The 17010-nt window shown below is 33.5% G+C and carries 8 protein-coding genes and 2 pseudogenes; 2 read left to right on the top strand and 8 right to left on the bottom strand.

The features are described from left to right. Positions 1 to 8: 8 nt before the first annotated feature. Positions 9 to 1625 (bottom strand): nickel ABC transporter substrate-binding protein, encoded by a 1617-nt coding sequence (gene nikA, locus NQZ71_RS25495; RefSeq protein ID WP_317012046.1) that lies wholly within the window; start codon positions 1623 to 1625, stop codon positions 9 to 11. A 727-nt stretch (positions 1626 to 2352) separates the two neighbouring features. Here nikA and NQZ71_RS25490 point away from each other — a divergent pair. Continuing rightward, positions 2353 to 3330, top strand: a pseudogene (locus NQZ71_RS25490) (ABC transporter ATP-binding protein); the annotation flags it as partial. Between the two features lie 547 nt (positions 3331 to 3877). Here the strand turns inward: NQZ71_RS25490 and NQZ71_RS25485 are convergent. The 4 genes and pseudogenes from NQZ71_RS25485 to NQZ71_RS25470 form a co-directional block, all read right to left on the bottom strand. Continuing rightward, positions 3878 to 6217 (bottom strand): beta-glucosidase family protein, encoded by a 2340-nt coding sequence (locus tag NQZ71_RS25485; RefSeq protein ID WP_317012045.1) that lies wholly within the window; start codon positions 6215 to 6217, stop codon positions 3878 to 3880. A gap of 51 nt (positions 6218 to 6268) precedes the next feature. Next, positions 6269 to 9022 carry a glycoside hydrolase family 3 C-terminal domain-containing protein gene (locus NQZ71_RS25480; protein WP_317012044.1) on the bottom strand — a complete coding sequence of 918 codons (2754 nt, stop codon included), beginning with the start codon at positions 9020 to 9022 and terminating at the stop codon, positions 6269 to 6271. Positions 9023 to 9440: 418 nt separating this feature from the next. After that, positions 9441 to 9636, bottom strand: a pseudogene (locus NQZ71_RS25475) (IS3 family transposase); the annotation flags it as partial. 425 nt (positions 9637 to 10061) lie between these two features. Next, on the bottom strand, positions 10062 to 12551 hold the full coding sequence (locus tag NQZ71_RS25470) for a GH39 family glycosyl hydrolase (RefSeq protein ID WP_317012043.1): 2490 nt from the start codon (positions 12549 to 12551) through the stop codon (positions 10062 to 10064). Between the two features lie 513 nt (positions 12552 to 13064). Here NQZ71_RS25470 and NQZ71_RS25465 point away from each other — a divergent pair. After that, on the top strand, positions 13065 to 13481 hold the full coding sequence (locus NQZ71_RS25465) for an Rrf2 family transcriptional regulator (RefSeq protein WP_144455174.1): 417 nt from the start codon (positions 13065 to 13067) through the stop codon (positions 13479 to 13481). A 525-nt stretch (positions 13482 to 14006) separates the two neighbouring features. Here NQZ71_RS25465 and NQZ71_RS25460 read toward each other — a convergent pair. The 3 genes from NQZ71_RS25460 to NQZ71_RS25450 form a co-directional block, all read right to left on the bottom strand. Continuing rightward, positions 14007 to 15239 carry a cytochrome P450 gene (locus NQZ71_RS25460; RefSeq protein WP_317012539.1) on the bottom strand — a complete coding sequence of 411 codons (1233 nt, stop codon included), beginning with the start codon at positions 15237 to 15239 and terminating at the stop codon, positions 14007 to 14009. 59 nt (positions 15240 to 15298) lie between these two features. Next, positions 15299 to 15532 (bottom strand): ferredoxin, encoded by a 234-nt coding sequence (locus tag NQZ71_RS25455; RefSeq protein ID WP_260055649.1) that lies wholly within the window; start codon positions 15530 to 15532, stop codon positions 15299 to 15301. Between the two features lie 206 nt (positions 15533 to 15738). Further along, on the bottom strand, positions 15739 to 17001 hold the full coding sequence (locus tag NQZ71_RS25450) for a cytochrome P450 family protein (RefSeq protein WP_317012042.1): 1263 nt from the start codon (positions 16999 to 17001) through the stop codon (positions 15739 to 15741). Positions 17002 to 17010 lie beyond the last annotated feature (9 nt).

Below are 17010 nucleotides of genomic sequence, written 5' to 3'. Positions count from 1 at the left end.
CCTCCTGCTTATTGCTGGTTTTTCTTAATCCCCTTAAAAGGATCTTCGTCTCTATTTGCAGAGAACGTAAAGTTAGAAATATTTTTTTGATAGATTCCTATTTGTTTAATGTATGAAATAGGAACAATAGCACCCTGTTCTTGTAATGAACCTAAAATTTCAGTATATAATTTTTGTCTTTCTTGCTCATCTGTTGTTTTTGTAACCATAGCAATCTTGTTAAGTAGTTCATTTTTATCTGAATACGCTGAAATTGCTTCATTAAATCCAAAACCTTCTGTAGCAATTATATTTGCAAAAGTATGAGGATCATATGGTGCACCATAATTACTAAAGAAGTTCATTTCAAATTCATTTGCTTTAAATCTTTCTACTTGAGTGGTCAAATCTACTCCTACAATATTTAATTGCACACCAATTCCAGCCCATTCCGATTGAAGTGTTTCGGCCATAGTTTTTTGTATTGTTTCAGCAGTGTTATACATTAACTCTATTGTTAGCGGTTTACCATTTTTTTCTCGAATAGTGTTGCCCTTCGTTAACTTCCACCCTGCTTCATCTAATAATGCCTCTGCTTTTTTTGTATTATAGTTCACTTTTGTTGCTGTGACATTTGAAGTATAAGGTAAGTTGGTCGGTAAAATATAATCAGCCTTTTCTTCCAATCCAGAAGTCACACCATCAACCATTGCTTCTTTGTTAAATCCATAATGCAATGCTTGGCGTACACGCTCATCTGATAACTGCTCAACTGTTGTGTTCATTACAAGCTGTCTCGTAGCTACAGGCTCAGAAATACTAGTCTTATAGGAACCAGTTGCCTCTAGTTGCTTATATGAATCAATGCTGATTACACCTTCTCCATATAACAGATCTAAATCCCCTTTCTCAAAAGCTAGTACTCGTGTTTCTGCATCAGGAATGATTTTAACTTTAATTTGCTCTACATTTGGGATATCTCCCCAATAATTATCATTCCGTTTGAAAGTAGCATATTCATCCACTTTGTAATCTTCTAAAATCCATGGGCCAGTACCAATAGGTTTTTCTACACCTTTTGAAGTGTCTCCATCTTTAGGAAAACCAGCCTCACCCAGGAATCTTACAGGACGTACAACGGCTAATTCTTGAATAGTTGGATAGTAGGGTTCTGTCAAAGTAAATTTAAATGTATATTCATCAATAACCTCTGTATTTTCAATTTTTGAAATAAAACCTAACCAACTGTGTATATCTATGTTTTTTAGTATACTTTCAAAGTTCTTATTTACAATTTCTGCATTAAAACTAGTACCATCAGAAAATTCAACATCCTGACGTAAATGGAAAACATATTCTTTCCCATCTTTGGAGATGTCCCATGACTTTGCTAAATGTGGTACCAGTTCTCCGTTATCGCCATAGCTCACTAATGGCTCATAAACCATAGATTGAGCAAATAATTGAGATGGATTGTATATATGTGGATTCATTTCACCAATATCTCTGGGCCATGCCACTGTAAGTGTGTCTTTATTACTTTCAGTCGACTTTGTGTCTTTTACTGACCCATTGGAGCAGCCGGATAGTATAAAAATAAAAGCAATAATAAGTAAAAACAATTTATTGTCCATTCGTTTTAACATAAATTAGTAACTCTCCCTCTTAAGTGAAAATGATAACTATTATCAATAGTAGTTTCAGAACTACAGTAAGTCAATAAGTTTCGAAAACATTATTATTAGCTGTTTTATCAAAATAATATTGAACATTAAATCGTTTACATTGTTTTTTAATGCAAGTACCTTCAACTGACTAGTATGAGAAGTACCTATTAACATACCTAACGAAAAACAGAGTCCACCCGTAAACGTGAAAGTTACGAAAATAAAGAAATTTATACCGTTATATTAAGAAAGTAGTCTGGAACAATACTGAGTAGTCTCTTTGTGAATTTAAACCGTTTACAACGACTCATGACAAAAGATACTATCCTTTTGATAACCATAAAAATATCACGCTAACTCCAGCCGACAAAAGTGATGAAAGTTAGAACCTGTGTGTTGGAGACTTCTTTATCACAATGAAAGAAAAAGAGTTATAGATATCGCCTAAATTAGAAGAAGGCTGTTAACTGGTTATTTACACTCTGGAAAAATGGTGGGTTATTCGGTTACGACTTCCATGACAGACTTGGTAATGACCGCTTTGGAGAGAGATTACTCTCCTTAGAATTCAGGCAAATGTTTAAAGATTAAGATTCCCCAAACACAAGCTCGGTAATTTATGAAAACATTCAATCACTCTTAAATTTGATTGATTAAACTTACAAAATATTTATTTCGTCCAAAAAGCATTAATCTATATTAGATTAATGCCTGTGGAAAATCAACGACTTTACGAATGATTGCAGGGTTGGAGGATATCTCAAAAGGAGATTTATTTATTGATGAAAAACGTGTTAATGATGTCCCACCAAAAGACCGCGATATTGCAATGGTATTCCAGGACTATGCCTTGTATCCTCATATGACCGTCTACGATAATATGGCATTTGGATTAAAGCTACGAAAATTCCCAAAAGCTGATATTGATCAAAGAGTTAATGATGCAGCTAAAATACTGGGTTTAGCAGAATACTTAAAGAGGAAACCAAAAGCTTTATCAGGTGGTCAGCGTCAAAGAGTGGCACTAGGCCGTGCGATTGTTCGGGATGCAAAGGTATTCCTTATGGATGAACCACTTTCCAACCTGGATGCAAAACTTCGCGTACATATGCGTACTGAAATCTCCAAACTACATCAAAAGCTAAAAACTACAACTATTTATGTTACGCATGACCAGACTGAAGCAATGACAATGGCTTCAAGACTTGTTGTTATGAAGGACGGCATTATCCAGCAAATCGGTACTCCAAATGACGTCTATGAGAATCCTAAAAATGTATTTGTAGGCGGATTTATCGGCTCTCCTGCCATGAACTTCTTTGATGGAATAATTGTTGACAACAAATTAATAATCGGTGAAACATCATTTAAAATCCCTGAAGACAAATTGTTAATCCTTCGCGACCAAAACTATATTAGCAAGGAAGTAATCTTCGGCATCAGACCTGAAGATATCCATCATCAACTAATGGACAGCTCTGAAAACACAAGCTTTGATGCAAAAGTTGACGTATTTGAACTAACTGGTGCAGATAGTTTAGTATATTCCAAACATGACAATAAAGAGTTCGTTGCACGCCTTGATTCAAGAACTAATTTGGCAACAGGAGTTACTGTACAATTAAGCTTTAATATGAACAGTGGTCACTTTTTTGACAAAGAAACAGAATTCCAAATTCACTAATGTCACTTATAAGGGAGAAATAAACCTTACTAGCTCGCAAGTGATTGTACTATTCAGCATTTCCTAAATCCATGAGTCCATCATAAGTGCAAAGCACAAAATTACACTAGTTGGAGATAAGGATATTAAGTGATTTAAGAGGAAGTAATTCTAAACCAATATGGAATAGCAGTAGGTTAATAATATTTGAAAGCAAACAAATAGAGGCTGGGACATAAGTATGTGAATCTGCGAAAAAACCGAACTTATTAATCAACCAACGATTAAGTAGTTCGGTTTTTGTGGTTTTTAGTTTTAATACAAAGATTAGAAATCTTAGTGAAATGGAGCGGAAAACGAGTGGCGGTAGCGCAATGAAACGAACTTATTAAACCCATATTCTATTTAGTCACGTGATTCATTTTTAAAATTTAGATGTAATCTTATTATTCGTGTTTAGAAAGGTTATCTTTTGTTTTGTCCCAACCTCTTTACATTTAACAGAGTTGGTACCTGAATGGAGAATGTGTAATATTAATACGTTTAATGAAAAGGAATTAATATTGTCTTATCTATTAATCCATCGTAAGAGTGTCTCTACATTCTTTTTACTGACTTTACCTCCTGTAAAACGGTCGACCTGTCTAAATGGCATATTTATAATAAAGTATACATTATTAGCTGTTAATGGTCTTCCTATCTTTTTAAAGAAAAAATGAAAGAACATAATACTATTATAGAACAATTTTCCTATCCAGTTTTTATATTGCGCTTGATTAATCGTGTCATTCATTCCTAAATCTTTATTAGAATCCCAATGTTTAGATGGTAGTCTTCTCCCTAATATCTTTTCAAATTCTGAATCAGGAATTTGCTTTACGTCGGCAATTGAATAGTGTGGAAATTCACTTTTAATAAATATCGATGGAGAAACACCATCCATTTGAACTGTTTCCTCCATATGAATTTTTTGAATGGAACTACCTATTTGAATCTTGTAATTCCCTGATTCAACCTCCCAGTCATTAATTACTGGATTAAAGAAGGAAAAATCTCGTTTGGTTAGTGTTAGTGTCACTCGTTTCGTTTCGCCTGGGTCTAGGTAAACTTTATCAAAGCCTTTTAATTCTTTTCTTGCGCGAAAAATTCTTGAATCTAGCATTTCGATATATAATTGCACAATCTCTGCCCCAGCAACTTCACCTGTATTTGTCAAATCAAAACTTACGGTGAATTTATCTATCATAAGATTACTAAATTCAAATGTAGTATAAGATAATCCATAGCCAAATGGATAGCGCACAGGTACATTTGCAGTTTCATAGTACCTATAGCCGATAAACAATCCTTCTTTATGTTCGCTCGTTGCTTGTTGTCCTGGATAGTATGAAGAGGATGGAACATCAGAATAATGCAATGGGAATGTTTCACTTAATTTACCACTTGGATTGCAATTACCAAGTAGTATATCAGCGACTGCTTCCCCCCCACCTTGCCCGGATAGATAGGTGTGAATAATTCCTTTTACCTTATCTGCAAATGGCAATTCAAGTGCTCCACCACCAGATAAAACTACCACCACATTATCATTTACCTGAATTATAGATTCAACAAGTTCTAACTGATTATGAGCTATTTTTAAATCGTTTCTATCTACACCTTCTGCTTCTGTGCTTTCATCAAGTCCAATAAATAAAAGCACTACTTCCGCAGATTTTGAAAGACTTGTTGCTTCTTGTACTAATTTACTACTCTTGCCACCCATTCGTTTGTATCCCTGTGCGTAGCCAACTATATTTAATTTAGAGCCTTGTAAATAATCAAGTGAGTTACTTAATTTATAAGGGTTAATTAATGAACTTCCTGCTCCTTGATATCTTGGGTTTTTTGCAAAATCGCCAATAACAGCTACTCTTTTTCCATCTTTAAGTGGAAGTATGTTACTTTCATTTTTCAGGAGAACGATTGACTGCCTCGCTGCTTCAACTGCCTTGTTATGGTGCTGGTTATAATCAACTTGCAAAGGCTCCTTATCATCTAAATGTACTTTAAAAATTAAGGATAATAAATGATCTACTGCTTGATCTAGTATTGATTCATCTAATGTTCCTTCATTTATTGCATTAACAATTTCCTTATCTGTAATACCATTAGTAGAAGGCATTTCTAACTGATTATGAGCTCTTAAGCCCGCAACACGGTCATTATTTCCACCCCAGTCTGTTACAACAACACCGTCATATCCCCACTCAGAGTACAATATGTCATTAGCTAAGTATTGATTTTCATTTGCAAATTCCCCATTAACCTTATTATAGGAAGACATTATTGTATAAGGGTTACTCTCTTTGACAACTTTTTCAAACCCTGTTAAATAAATTTCTCTAAGCGAACGCTCATCTACAATTTCATCAATAGTCATGCGCATATGTTCCTGACTATTTACAGCATAATGCTTAGGGCATGCAGAAATTCCATTAGACTGAATTCCTTTAACCATTTCACTAGCAAGTTCACCAGTTAGGTATGGGTCTTCTGAAAAATACTCAAAATTACGTCCACATAATGGATTACGTTTAATATTTAACCCAGGACCAAGTAAGACACTTACCTTTTCACTACGAGCTTCCTTTCCAATATCTTTTCCAACATCATATATAAGTGATTTATCCCAACTATTTGCTAACGTTGCCGCAGTTGGGTAACATGTTGCTGGTAAACTTTTGTTTAGTCCTAGATGATCTGCCCTCCCACCTTGTTTTCGCAGCCCGTGCGGTCCATCTGTTAGCATAATAGATGGAATCCCTAGACGTTCAATTGCCTTGGTATTCCAAAAATTTTGCCCGGACATGAGGGATGCCTTTTCTTCCAATGTCATTTTTCCAATTAAATCTTGATGTTTCATCATACACCACCACATTTTTTTAGTAAGAAGGCGGACATAGTCTGCCTTCCCTCTTTATTTTTCATCAAATAAGTACGTTTTTAATGTTGCATATAGTGAGTTATGCATGCTATTTCGAAGCCCTACTGTAACAGCTTCCGGATGTACATCATACGCTTCTTCCAAACGTTTTTTATTTTTTGAAACTCCTGTTATATCTAACATTAAATCGTTACCAGATGTAATTGCTTTTTGTGATTCCATAAAATTAAACACCGCATCTGAAGATACTACACCTTTAAATCCCCACTCCTCTCTTAAAATTCCATTTAATAATTCTGGATTTGCCCATTTTCCATCAATATAAGAGAAACTAGACATTGTACCAGTTACTCCAGCTTCTTTTACAGTCATTTCGAAAGGACGTAGGTAAATTTCACGCATTGCTTGTTCATTTGACCATACTAGAACTCCTGAACGTGCATTTGTTTCTTGGTCATTCATGACAAAGTGTTTCATAAATACTGTGACATCTTGGTCTTGAGCACCTTTCGACATGCTGGCACCAATCGCACCGTTTAAAACAGGGTCCTCTGACATATACTCAAAGTTTCTTCCACCTTGTGCTGTACGGTGAATATTCAATCCTGGAGCATACCATCCATGAATTCCGTATGCAATTGCTTCCTTTCCAACAGCTTCCCCCATGTCGTATGCTAGAGCTTTATTCCAAGTTGAAGCAATGACAATTTGCGTCGGATAAGCACCAGCTTCAAATTTTTTGAAGAAGAAACTAAATCCAGCAGGTCCATCCATTAATACTGTATTTGGAATTCCTAGTTCATCCATACCCCTTGTATGATAAGCTCCATTAACTACATAATTGATCATTTGATCGACCGTTAATTGATCTAGGAATCGGTTCCACTTCGGATCATCGTAATCTAGCCCTTTTAAATCTTCCAATTCGAGCCCATTTTTTGCTCCTGTTGTAGGCATTTTTAGGTCATTATTAAAGTCCTGTTCCTGAACTCTTTTAATTACCTTATTAGAGGCAATTTTTGAATCATCCTTATCTGATGGGTATGTTCCTTCCCAATCGTTACGAGATAGAACCGTTAATTCATTTTCTGATTGAGTGAACCGATTCTTGTACTCTGTACCAGTATCAGCATCTTCTTTGTATACAATATTCTCAGGCAATTCAAACTTCAGTGACCTGATAATTTCATGAACATTCTTTGCGAGTTTAATTTGGTATGATCCTTTTTCTAAGATATAATTCTCATTTACCATATCGTAAGAAGCCATATCTCTTGTATCGTACTTAATAGTTACTACTTCAGATTCTCCTGGTTTTAGTGTTTTTGTTTTAGCAAATGCACCTAAGTTAATCGCTGACTTTTCAATTCCTCCTGATCTGTAAGGAGCTGAGTAGTATACTTGAACTACATCTTTTCCTGCAGCTTTTCCTGTATTTTTTACTTCTACTTTAATTTCAATTGCTTCCTTGTTTAAATTTTGAGTAACAACTTTCCAATCAAATGTTGTATAACTTAAACCAGACCCAAAAGGATATTGAACTGTTTCTCTGTATCCTTCTTCATTTCCCTGATAGTAAGTTTCGTAGAATCTGTATCCTACATAAATTCCTTCTTCATAATTAATATAAGCTTTATCTAAATTATCATATTGGTAGTTTCCAAAATTTTCACTAGCGGGTGATGATGTAAGATCATAGACATACGTATCAGTAATCCGGCCCGAAGGATTTATTTCTCCTGATAAAACTTTTGCGATTGAATTAGTTCCAAATGGTCCAGGAGTTCCAACCCAAAGAACAGATTGGATGCTTGGATATTCATCCACGAATCCTAATTCTAATGTATTACCAGCGTTAACAATAATGGTGACATTACTAAAGTTCTCAGCCACTGTTTCAATTAAATTATGCATTTCGTCTGATAACTTTAATTGGTCAGTACTTACATCTGATGCTTCAACAGCTTCACTTTGAACAATAATCATCGCATTATCAGAGTACTCTTTCGCTTGAGCAAGTGCAGCATCCGTTACATCTGGTTCACTGGCTGACTCGTCATTACCTAACATTCCTTTGATTACTTGCACAAAACCAGTTTCAGACTTTGTTATCCCTTCTAATTCTGGAATTTCAGCGTAATAATCATGTAATTTCTGATTATAATTAATACCAGCATTCTTGAGTGCATCAAATAAGTTTACAGCACGGGTTTGATCTGCAGCACCAGAACCACCTCCGCCATATTTAAAACTAAAAGCAGTAGAACCAAATACATTTATTTTTTTATCTGTTAATGGTAGTGAGTTATTTTCATTTTTTAATAACACTATTCCTTCATTAGCAATCTCTTCTGAAACAATATCAGCAACTTTTCTGGCTTTGACACCTTCCGCACTTGTTGTATCAATAGTAATATTTTTTCCAGTTATGTTCCCAACTATGCTTGCAACAGCTGGTCCTACAGTTAAACCCGTACTTAGCAACAGCAGAAATACAACCGACCAGCACGCCATCCTTATTGGTCTATTTTTTATTTTTTTGTATATTTTCGCTTCTCTTTTCGCCTCTTTTCTTTCTTTACGGCTTAAAGATTTTAATTCTTCTTTTCGTTGTTGCCTTTGCTCTTTGGCAAAAATCTTATCACTTTTTATTAATTCTTTTCTTTCTGACTCTGGCAAATCGGCAAGTTCCTGCCTTCTTACTTTTCGATTTGCCTTGTCTTGTATAACTTGATGCAGTATTTCATTTTTTCTTTTTTTTCTTTTTTTAAAATTTTTAAACATCATGTTTCCCCCCACTTGGTACACTTAAATTCATGTCAAAGTAATGCCACAATAAGTGAAAAATGTTTTTTCCCTTTCGATAACGCTTACATTTCACCCAAAAAAATAAACTTCCTTTCTTATTAATTAGCAAACATTTCATTTTCAAAATCTTTGCTCCTAACACTAACAATTAAAACACCATGATGAAAGCGCTTATCATCTCTTGTTTCAAATATACTATCCAACAAAAACGAATACATTCCCTTTTTTAAGATTTGATATTCCGATTATTGACTTAATTAATTGTACATAACCTGATAAAAATTTACTTAGCACAAAAAATTAAATCATCTAAAATAATTTACTCATTAAAAAATATAAAAAAGCGGCTGAAGTGACCACTAAAAGTTAGACAAGGTTATTTCATCAGGCAGCTTGCTCAAAATGATTTTCGGTATTGTACCGGACTCATTTTGAATTTTGCCTTCATCCGTTTGGTATTATAATATTCCATATATTTTTAAGTTTTTGTTTAAGATGCTCTACATCCTCGAATTCCTTATAGAAAAGAATTCTGATTTCATAATCCCAAAGAAATTCTCCATCACAGAATTATCGTAACAGTTTCCTTTACGTCATCTTGTCGATTGATTTTTTCACTAAATCATCATACGTGCTACGTGAAATATCAACGAGCTTTACGAGTTCCTTCAACCGAGTATTTATGCCTTAACTATACCGCCAACCTTTATTTTTCTCTGCCAACCATACACCATTGTATAACTAGAGACTTTAAAGAGAGCTGCGGTATTCATTAGTGATTTCACCAGACCGAAACATATAGTTTAGTACGCCTTGTTTAAAACTAACAGGTCAGTTTGTACAGGTGTGTTTGTATATTCATTTTGAGAAATTACTTTCGGGCTTAACCTTGGATAATTTTTAATTTTATATCACTTGTATATTTAATCATAAAAAAACTGCACCCTAATCGTTAGGCACAGTCTAACAATTGGGGTGCAGTTTATAGCAACGGCTTTTTAGTAACTTTTATCCCTTATTAATAATATTTTTTTATCTCAATTAATTGAATCTCATGAGGCTGTAGCTCCGACGTAAAAGCATAATCCTGATCAACAAAAATATTCTCCACATGGATTCCAGGTTCTGCTTTTCCCTTTAAATAACGAGTTATCTCTTCATCTATGTCCAATGGAGCTCCAATATTAGCCCATACATCATAAGCCGAACCTTCAAATCGATTAACGTATTGTTTTTTCATGCGGTATTTTCCATGAAGTCCATTCAAATTGACTTTAAATGAAAGCACTCTTTCGTCATTAAAAACAGTATAGCGATTTGTCAATGATAATTGTGAATAATCAAAGTTACGATACAGATAGTTAGGGTGGCTGTAATTAAATATTAATATTTGATAATCTGATCCTCGTTTTGTAATTATCATATTTTCTCTTTTTTCAATTAGCTCATTTCCAAGTTTGCTTAAGAAATAAAAAGCATGATATCCAGCTTTCTTTATACCGTTATAGGTCATGAGACCAAAGCCACCATGAAATAAGTGCTTTTGTTGCTTAAACTCTTCGAATAAATCAGTGAATGTCCAATACCCCATTCCTTTTACTTTTTCAAAGTTTTCAATAGCATTTTTGGTAATAAAGGCAGCCGTATAACATGTATCGTGAAGTAGGTCTTTGCTATCACTATTACTGTTCCATTCGGTAATCCAGATGTCCTTAAAATTTTTATGCAATCCACTACTAATTTCGATAATAGAATCAATACTTTTTGTAAGGTTATGTTCATCACCAAGCATTATACTTTTAAATTGTGTAACACTTTCTATAACAAGTGATTTCCTTTTAGCCTCCACTTGAACGTTATGTTTCCTAGTAAGATTATAAACATGAAAAGTAAAGAAATCTAAATCTATATTCTCTTTTTTCGCAAGAACATTAAAATCGTCTATCAAGGATTGATAGTTATTGAAATTAATACTACTAAATCCCCCTACCTTTATTTCCGAATCAATGGATTTAATTGTTTTAAACGTCTCAGCATATAATGTCAAGAACTCTTCCCTTGACCCTTTCCAAAAGTAAGGAACCTCTGGCTCATTCCAAAATTCAAAATACCATGTTCTAACCTCATTAAGTCCATAACGATTAATGATATGCTTAAAAAATGCCTCTAATAATGCTTTCCAATGACTCATCTGTTTTGGTGGTGAAATATATGCATCCCACAAGAAAATAGTATCTTCTGTTGTTGCTAAATCCTTCGGCATAAATCCTATTTCAATAAAAGGTTTTAGTTTTGCACCATACAAGGTATCTAATATAATATCTAAATTATTAAAATTAAAAAACAAGGATTTGTCTGGATTTTCATTGTACACATGTAACTGGTCAGCAAAAATACCATGAAAACGGACATACTTAAAATTTATTTCTTGTTGGATTTGATTTAATTGAGACTTAAAATCACTTCTTAAAGCCAGTGGCGCATAACCGAAGGTCAACAAATTTGTAAATGTGTGATTTATTGGTTTTTGAACTTGAAACAAATCTAAATATACAACTTGATTCTGTTTTTTTAGTATTTCTTGTTGCTTGCCTTTCCATTCGAGATACTTAAATAAATTGGCTAGAGATTCACTGCTATTTATACCGAGATACTCATCTTTCGAAATAAAATCTCCTGATTCTAATTTATATAAATTTCGAAATTCGCTAGGAGTAGTTCCTAATACTTCCTTGAAAACCCTATAATATGCTTTGCTATCAGGAAATCCAAACTTTAATGCAATTTCAGTCACTGTTTCATTTGTCATTCGCAAAGCCATTAACGACTTATTTAATCGCATACTATCTAACTTCTTTTTCATTGAAACCCCTACTTTCACCTTAAAATATCGAGAAAGATAATGGGGGTTTAAAGCAAATTTCTCTGCAATATCCCTTAAACTCAAGCTTGTTTTCATACAGTTATTATTCATGTACTTTAATATTTCTAATAATCTCTGATCACTATCTAATTGTTTTAAGTCTGTTATGGGTGGTATTTCAAAGTATTCAATAAGATTTACTACAAGTTCTAAAACCAACTTCTTTACTTTTAGGTTATAGTAACTTCTTTTGTTTATTATTAATTCCATCATTTTAGCAAGGATATATTTAATTTCATCCAATTTGTCTGTATTACTTTCTTCTCTAGAATTTATATAAAAACGCCTTTTCTCCATATCTATACCATGTTCTATTAAGTACTTATTCTCCATTTGAAGTACTAAAACCTGAGTATTTTCATACCCAGTAAGCGAATTAGTGAAATGAAGTTCGTTTGCATTAACTAAAAAAATATCACCAGAGGATAAGGTGTATTTCTTTTGATCAATTCGTATTTCTAACTCTCCTTCCAGAACAAGTAAAATTTCCGAATCCTCATGCCAATGATATGGAAAGCTGTCTACAGTTTGCGTGAATATTTTAACAGGCAAGTCAGCCTGGTACTGTATTTGTTCTTGATACATCTCATTCTCTCTCCTTGGTAAGTATAGATGAATATTATTTAAGTACCTGTAGTAAGCTATTTCGCATGCTAAATTAATATAATACGTACGCACTTAGTATGTAACCGCATTCATTTTATACTAAATGAGTAATCCCATATAGGTAATAAGTATACTAGAAATCTTATATTCATAATATAAGAATTTAAACTATTTTAAATAATTTTTTTAACCTTCTTAGTAAAATAAAATTATTCTCCACTGTATATAGTAGAAATGGTTTTAAAATGTGTTATTTATGAATTATGTTACTCATTATACAAATATGTTACTACATTTAATCTATATCTCTATTTAACTAAGTAGCACTTTATTGTTACATCCCATGTTAAAGCTTCCTTTTAATTGTGATTATATACCTCATTTGAAATTAGACTATTTATTTTTCAATTCATCACTATTGGATTCATAAGTATTTTGGTATAAACTATTTAAAGCAATATAATTATTATATTAGGTTAGGGTGAAAAGATTATGCAGGAGGTAGCACAATACGGTGAACTTGGTCCTACTTGGTTTAATACATCAATTAAATCATTAGCAATTATGGCTTCTACGAAAGGACTAATTACAAGTAGTACATTAGCTATAGAACTAGGGGTAGAATCTAGTTTTATTAGAAAAGTGCTAACTAAATTAATAGATGCAAACTTAGTTGAAGGATATGGTGGTCGATACGGGGGATATAAAATTATGGTAAATCCTTCTGAAACTACTATTTATGAAGTATATCTTGCTTTAACAAAAAATAGTTATATTAAAGAAAAAATATTATTACAAAATAAAACCGATCAATTAATAGCACAAATTATCTTAGAAGCGGAAGGTCAATTTAGTAAAGTCTTAAATAAATATACCATCGAGGACATAAAGAATACTTATTATGATTAAAACTGCCTATACTTGTTCTTGTTTGTAATATTAAATAGGAAGAGCATCTTAATCAAAAAGGAAAAGAGTGACTGAACTCATTTTTCCTACTCGCGCTCAATTATTATCACCTTAAAAAAGAACTTTTGAACATGTATTTGATGGTTTCCATACAGAAACTATAGCCACCATCTCTATGATTACAACTAAACATCATGACCCTAGCTTCTAAAAAGGAATAAACTCCCCTTCCGATTTTGACGTGAATAACCAGGATTATTACTCCTCCTTCTCAACATGCTAACATTACAATTAAATGTTCGACCTTCCAAATTTACATGAACATAATATTCGCTGATACATGAACTATTCCTTCATATGAATTCAATAACCTTAGTTAGTAGGAATGAGTAATTTCTATTATATACATGTAAAACAAAGCTATGTATGTTGTTCGTCTAGATTTACACTTTATATAGAATAGTAACCCGAATATTACCTGCATATTCGGGTAGAATTTAGGCTAATAAAAGAAAATAATATCTATTATTTGTATAAGTTTAAAGGTAAATAAACCAAAGATTGCCCTACTGCTGACTCTGTCAAATTTTCTTCCAGATTAAAGGTTTCAACAGGTTCTATACGTGAAAACTTTTGTAAAAAGGTTTTTAAAGCAATATTCAATTCCAATCTTGCAAGTGGTGCTCCCAGACAAAAATGTGGTCCATTACCAAATGTTAAGTGTTTTTTGCTGTTAGGGCGATTAATTTGTAGTTCAAATGGATTTTCAAATACTGTTTCATCCATATTGGCTGCACTCATCCATGAGATAACAACATCCCCTTTTTTTAAATCTACACCTAATAGATTGTTGTCCTCTTTTACGAAACGCTCTCTTTTAGATATATGGAATCGGTAACGAAGCATTTCTTCCACAGCATTCGGAACGATTGCAAGGTTGTTTTGTAATTGATTGTACAATGTTGTATCATCATACAATAAAGAATAAAACATACTTGAAATCATATGACCGGTTGTTTCAATCCCAGCCCCTAACAAAAGCATTGTTGTTCTAACAATCTCATCATCAGTGAATTTTTCTCCATTTATATCAACATTTATTAAGTCCGTAATAATATCATCAGCTGGATTTGCATGTTTTTGAACAACCAAAGGATATAGATATTCAAAGTATTCTTTTGCAGCGGTTTGTTTTTGCTCATCTATTTCTTTTTCTTGTCCTCTAATATATGGTTGAAACAGAACATCAACCCATTTTTTATACATAAGACTATCTGTTGAAGGGACGCCAATGAGATCTGCCATTACCATTGTTGGAAAAAGGCTGGAGAATTGCTTAACAATATCAATATTACCGTTTGCCTCCAGATTATCTAAAAGATTATTGGCAATTTGCTGAATTCGCGGCTCCCAGAGTTTCAGGCTACGTGGAGTAAATGCTGCCGACAATAGAGAACGATTTTTTTTATGATTGGGCGGATCGATTCCGGAGATATTTATTTTTTCTGGAATCGATCCTTCTTTATTATTAGCACCTACCGCAGTCGTTGTTCTTTTTCCTACACTTGAGAAATATTCATGTTTACTTAATACCACTTTTACATCTGCATATTTGAAAACATTCCATGTATCCGTTTCCTGATGATAGTATATAGGATCATTAGCTAGCATTTTTTTGTACCAATTCAAAGGGAAAAATTCTTCAGCCCTAGATTGAAAATTAGTTATCTTTTGAATATCTATCATTTCTTTGTACATCATTGCAACCTCCAAAGTTGCATCCTTTAGTCTCTATATTTAAAGAATATATTAGAGTTTCACTCTACTTGAGTGAAAGGACGACTGGATATTTTAACAGAATCAGTTGGACAATCCTCGAAAGCTTCAATCATCTCATCTCGTAATTCCTCAGGTACTTTACATGTTCCTCTATTATCATCTAACAATACAAAAGCAATACCTTCATCATCAAAATCATAAATATCAGGTGCGGCAGCTCCACATGCACCACAAGCAATACACGTCTCTTGATTAATAAGAGTATATTTCATATTCATATTTTACCTCTTGTAATCTTGAATTTTAAATAATCTATATTCCTCTAAATTGTAGCTCTTCATTTTTCTAATTTATGTTCAATATTTATTTAAAGCTAAGTATATAAATGGATTTAATCATTTGTCTCACTAGTTTGAAGAGTTGATAATAAAATAAACTATTCTAGTTTATCTCATTTACTCAAGTCTATACTAATCATTTAAAAGGAAATTGGAAGTGAGGTTAAGCCTTGAGCAGCCAGTTTGAATTTCCAGTTAACATCCTCTCGTGGGATGCTAAGTTGAAGATTTGGCATTCGCTTTAATAAAGTAGTAAATGCTATATCACCTTCCACACGAGCGAGAGGTGCACCTAAACACATATGGACCCCTTGGCCAAATGCGAGATGCCGTTTAATTTTACGTGTTATGTCTAGTTCTTCAGAAATTGTAAAATGCTTCTCATCTCGGTTTGCTGATTTTAATAATGGAAAAATCATATCACCCTTTTTAATCTGTTCCCCACCAAGCTCAATGTCCTTTAAAGCATATCGGGGACCCGCAGTTGTAGAAGGGCCATTAAAACGCAACAATTCCTCTACTGCTGATGGAACTAAACTATAGTCACCTTTAAGAAGTTCCAATTGATCTGGATTATCGAGTAATATTAAGGTACCAGTTGATATTAGTGTAGAGGTAGTTTCATGCCCAGCAAAAATAAGTAATTGAATCATCGATATGAGCTCTATTTCATCCAATCGATTTCCTTCCTCTTCAATTAAGATCAATTGGCTGATTAAATCTTCTGAGGGATTTTTACGTTTATGGAAAACTAGCTCCTTAATATAGTTTCCAAAATCTTTAAGGTTTTCTGCTGTTTCCGGGTTGGATGTTCCTAATCCAAGACCATTAGCGATGCCTTCTGACCACTCATGTATTTTTAAATGATCCGATTTAGGAACACCAATCATGTCAGAAATAACATTGATTGGCAAGGGGTTTGCATAGTCTTTTACAAGATCCATCTTTCCTTTTTCTTGAACCTTGTCGAGTAACTCATCAGCTAATCTTTGAACACGGGGACGTAAGCTTTCCATATATCTTGGTGTGAATGCTTTGGATACTAAAGTACGTAGTCGTCGATGATCAGGTTCATCGATCGCATTTAAGGAATTAGATAGAAATAGACTAGAATTGGATGAATCTGAGTTTTTACCGATCAAAGATTGTTTGATATTACTGCTTTTATCAATTGACTTTGGATCAACACAAAAATGTTCCTGATCTTTAAGTACTTTCATCGCCTCATCCAAATGTGTAACTGCCCACGCTTGATTATCAGAATTCTCCATTGGAAAAGGGAGGCGTACCACTGATCCTACTTTCCTACTTTTTGCAAAAATTTGAAAAGCAGTCTCTACATTTTTCCCTCCTAGTACTCCTAGTATGTCCTGGCCTATTGCTGTTTGCTCTGTATGGTTCATATAAATCAT

It is taken from the genome of Niallia taxi (genome assembly GCF_032818155.1).
GTDB classification, from domain to species: Bacteria; Bacillota; Bacilli; order Bacillales; family Cytobacillaceae; genus Niallia; species Niallia taxi_A.
Note: the sequence above shows the minus strand (reverse complement) of the source record. Positions and strands in the feature narration are given on the sequence as shown.

Coding starts and splice junctions, on each gene's coding strand:
- NQZ71_RS25455 (WP_260055649.1), bottom strand. CDS start 15,532: ATGAAATATACTCTTATTAATCAAGAGACGTGTATTGCTTGTGGTGCA.
- NQZ71_RS25460 (WP_317012539.1), bottom strand. CDS start 15,239: ATGTACAAAGAAATGATAGATATTCAAAAGATAACTAATTTTCAATCT.
- NQZ71_RS25485 (WP_317012045.1), bottom strand. CDS start 6,217: ATGATGAAACATCAAGATTTAATTGGAAAAATGACATTGGAAGAAAAG.
- NQZ71_RS25450 (WP_317012042.1), bottom strand. CDS start 17,001: ATGAACCATACAGAGCAAACAGCAATAGGCCAGGACATACTAGGAGTA.
- NQZ71_RS25480 (WP_317012044.1), bottom strand. CDS start 9,022: ATGATGTTTAAAAATTTTAAAAAAAGAAAAAAAAGAAAAAATGAAATA.
- NQZ71_RS25470 (WP_317012043.1), bottom strand. CDS start 12,551: ATGTATCAAGAACAAATACAGTACCAGGCTGACTTGCCTGTTAAAATA.
- nikA (WP_317012046.1), bottom strand. CDS start 1,625: ATGTTAAAACGAATGGACAATAAATTGTTTTTACTTATTATTGCTTTT.
- NQZ71_RS25465 (WP_144455174.1), top strand. CDS start 13,065: ATGCAGGAGGTAGCACAATACGGTGAACTTGGTCCTACTTGGTTTAAT.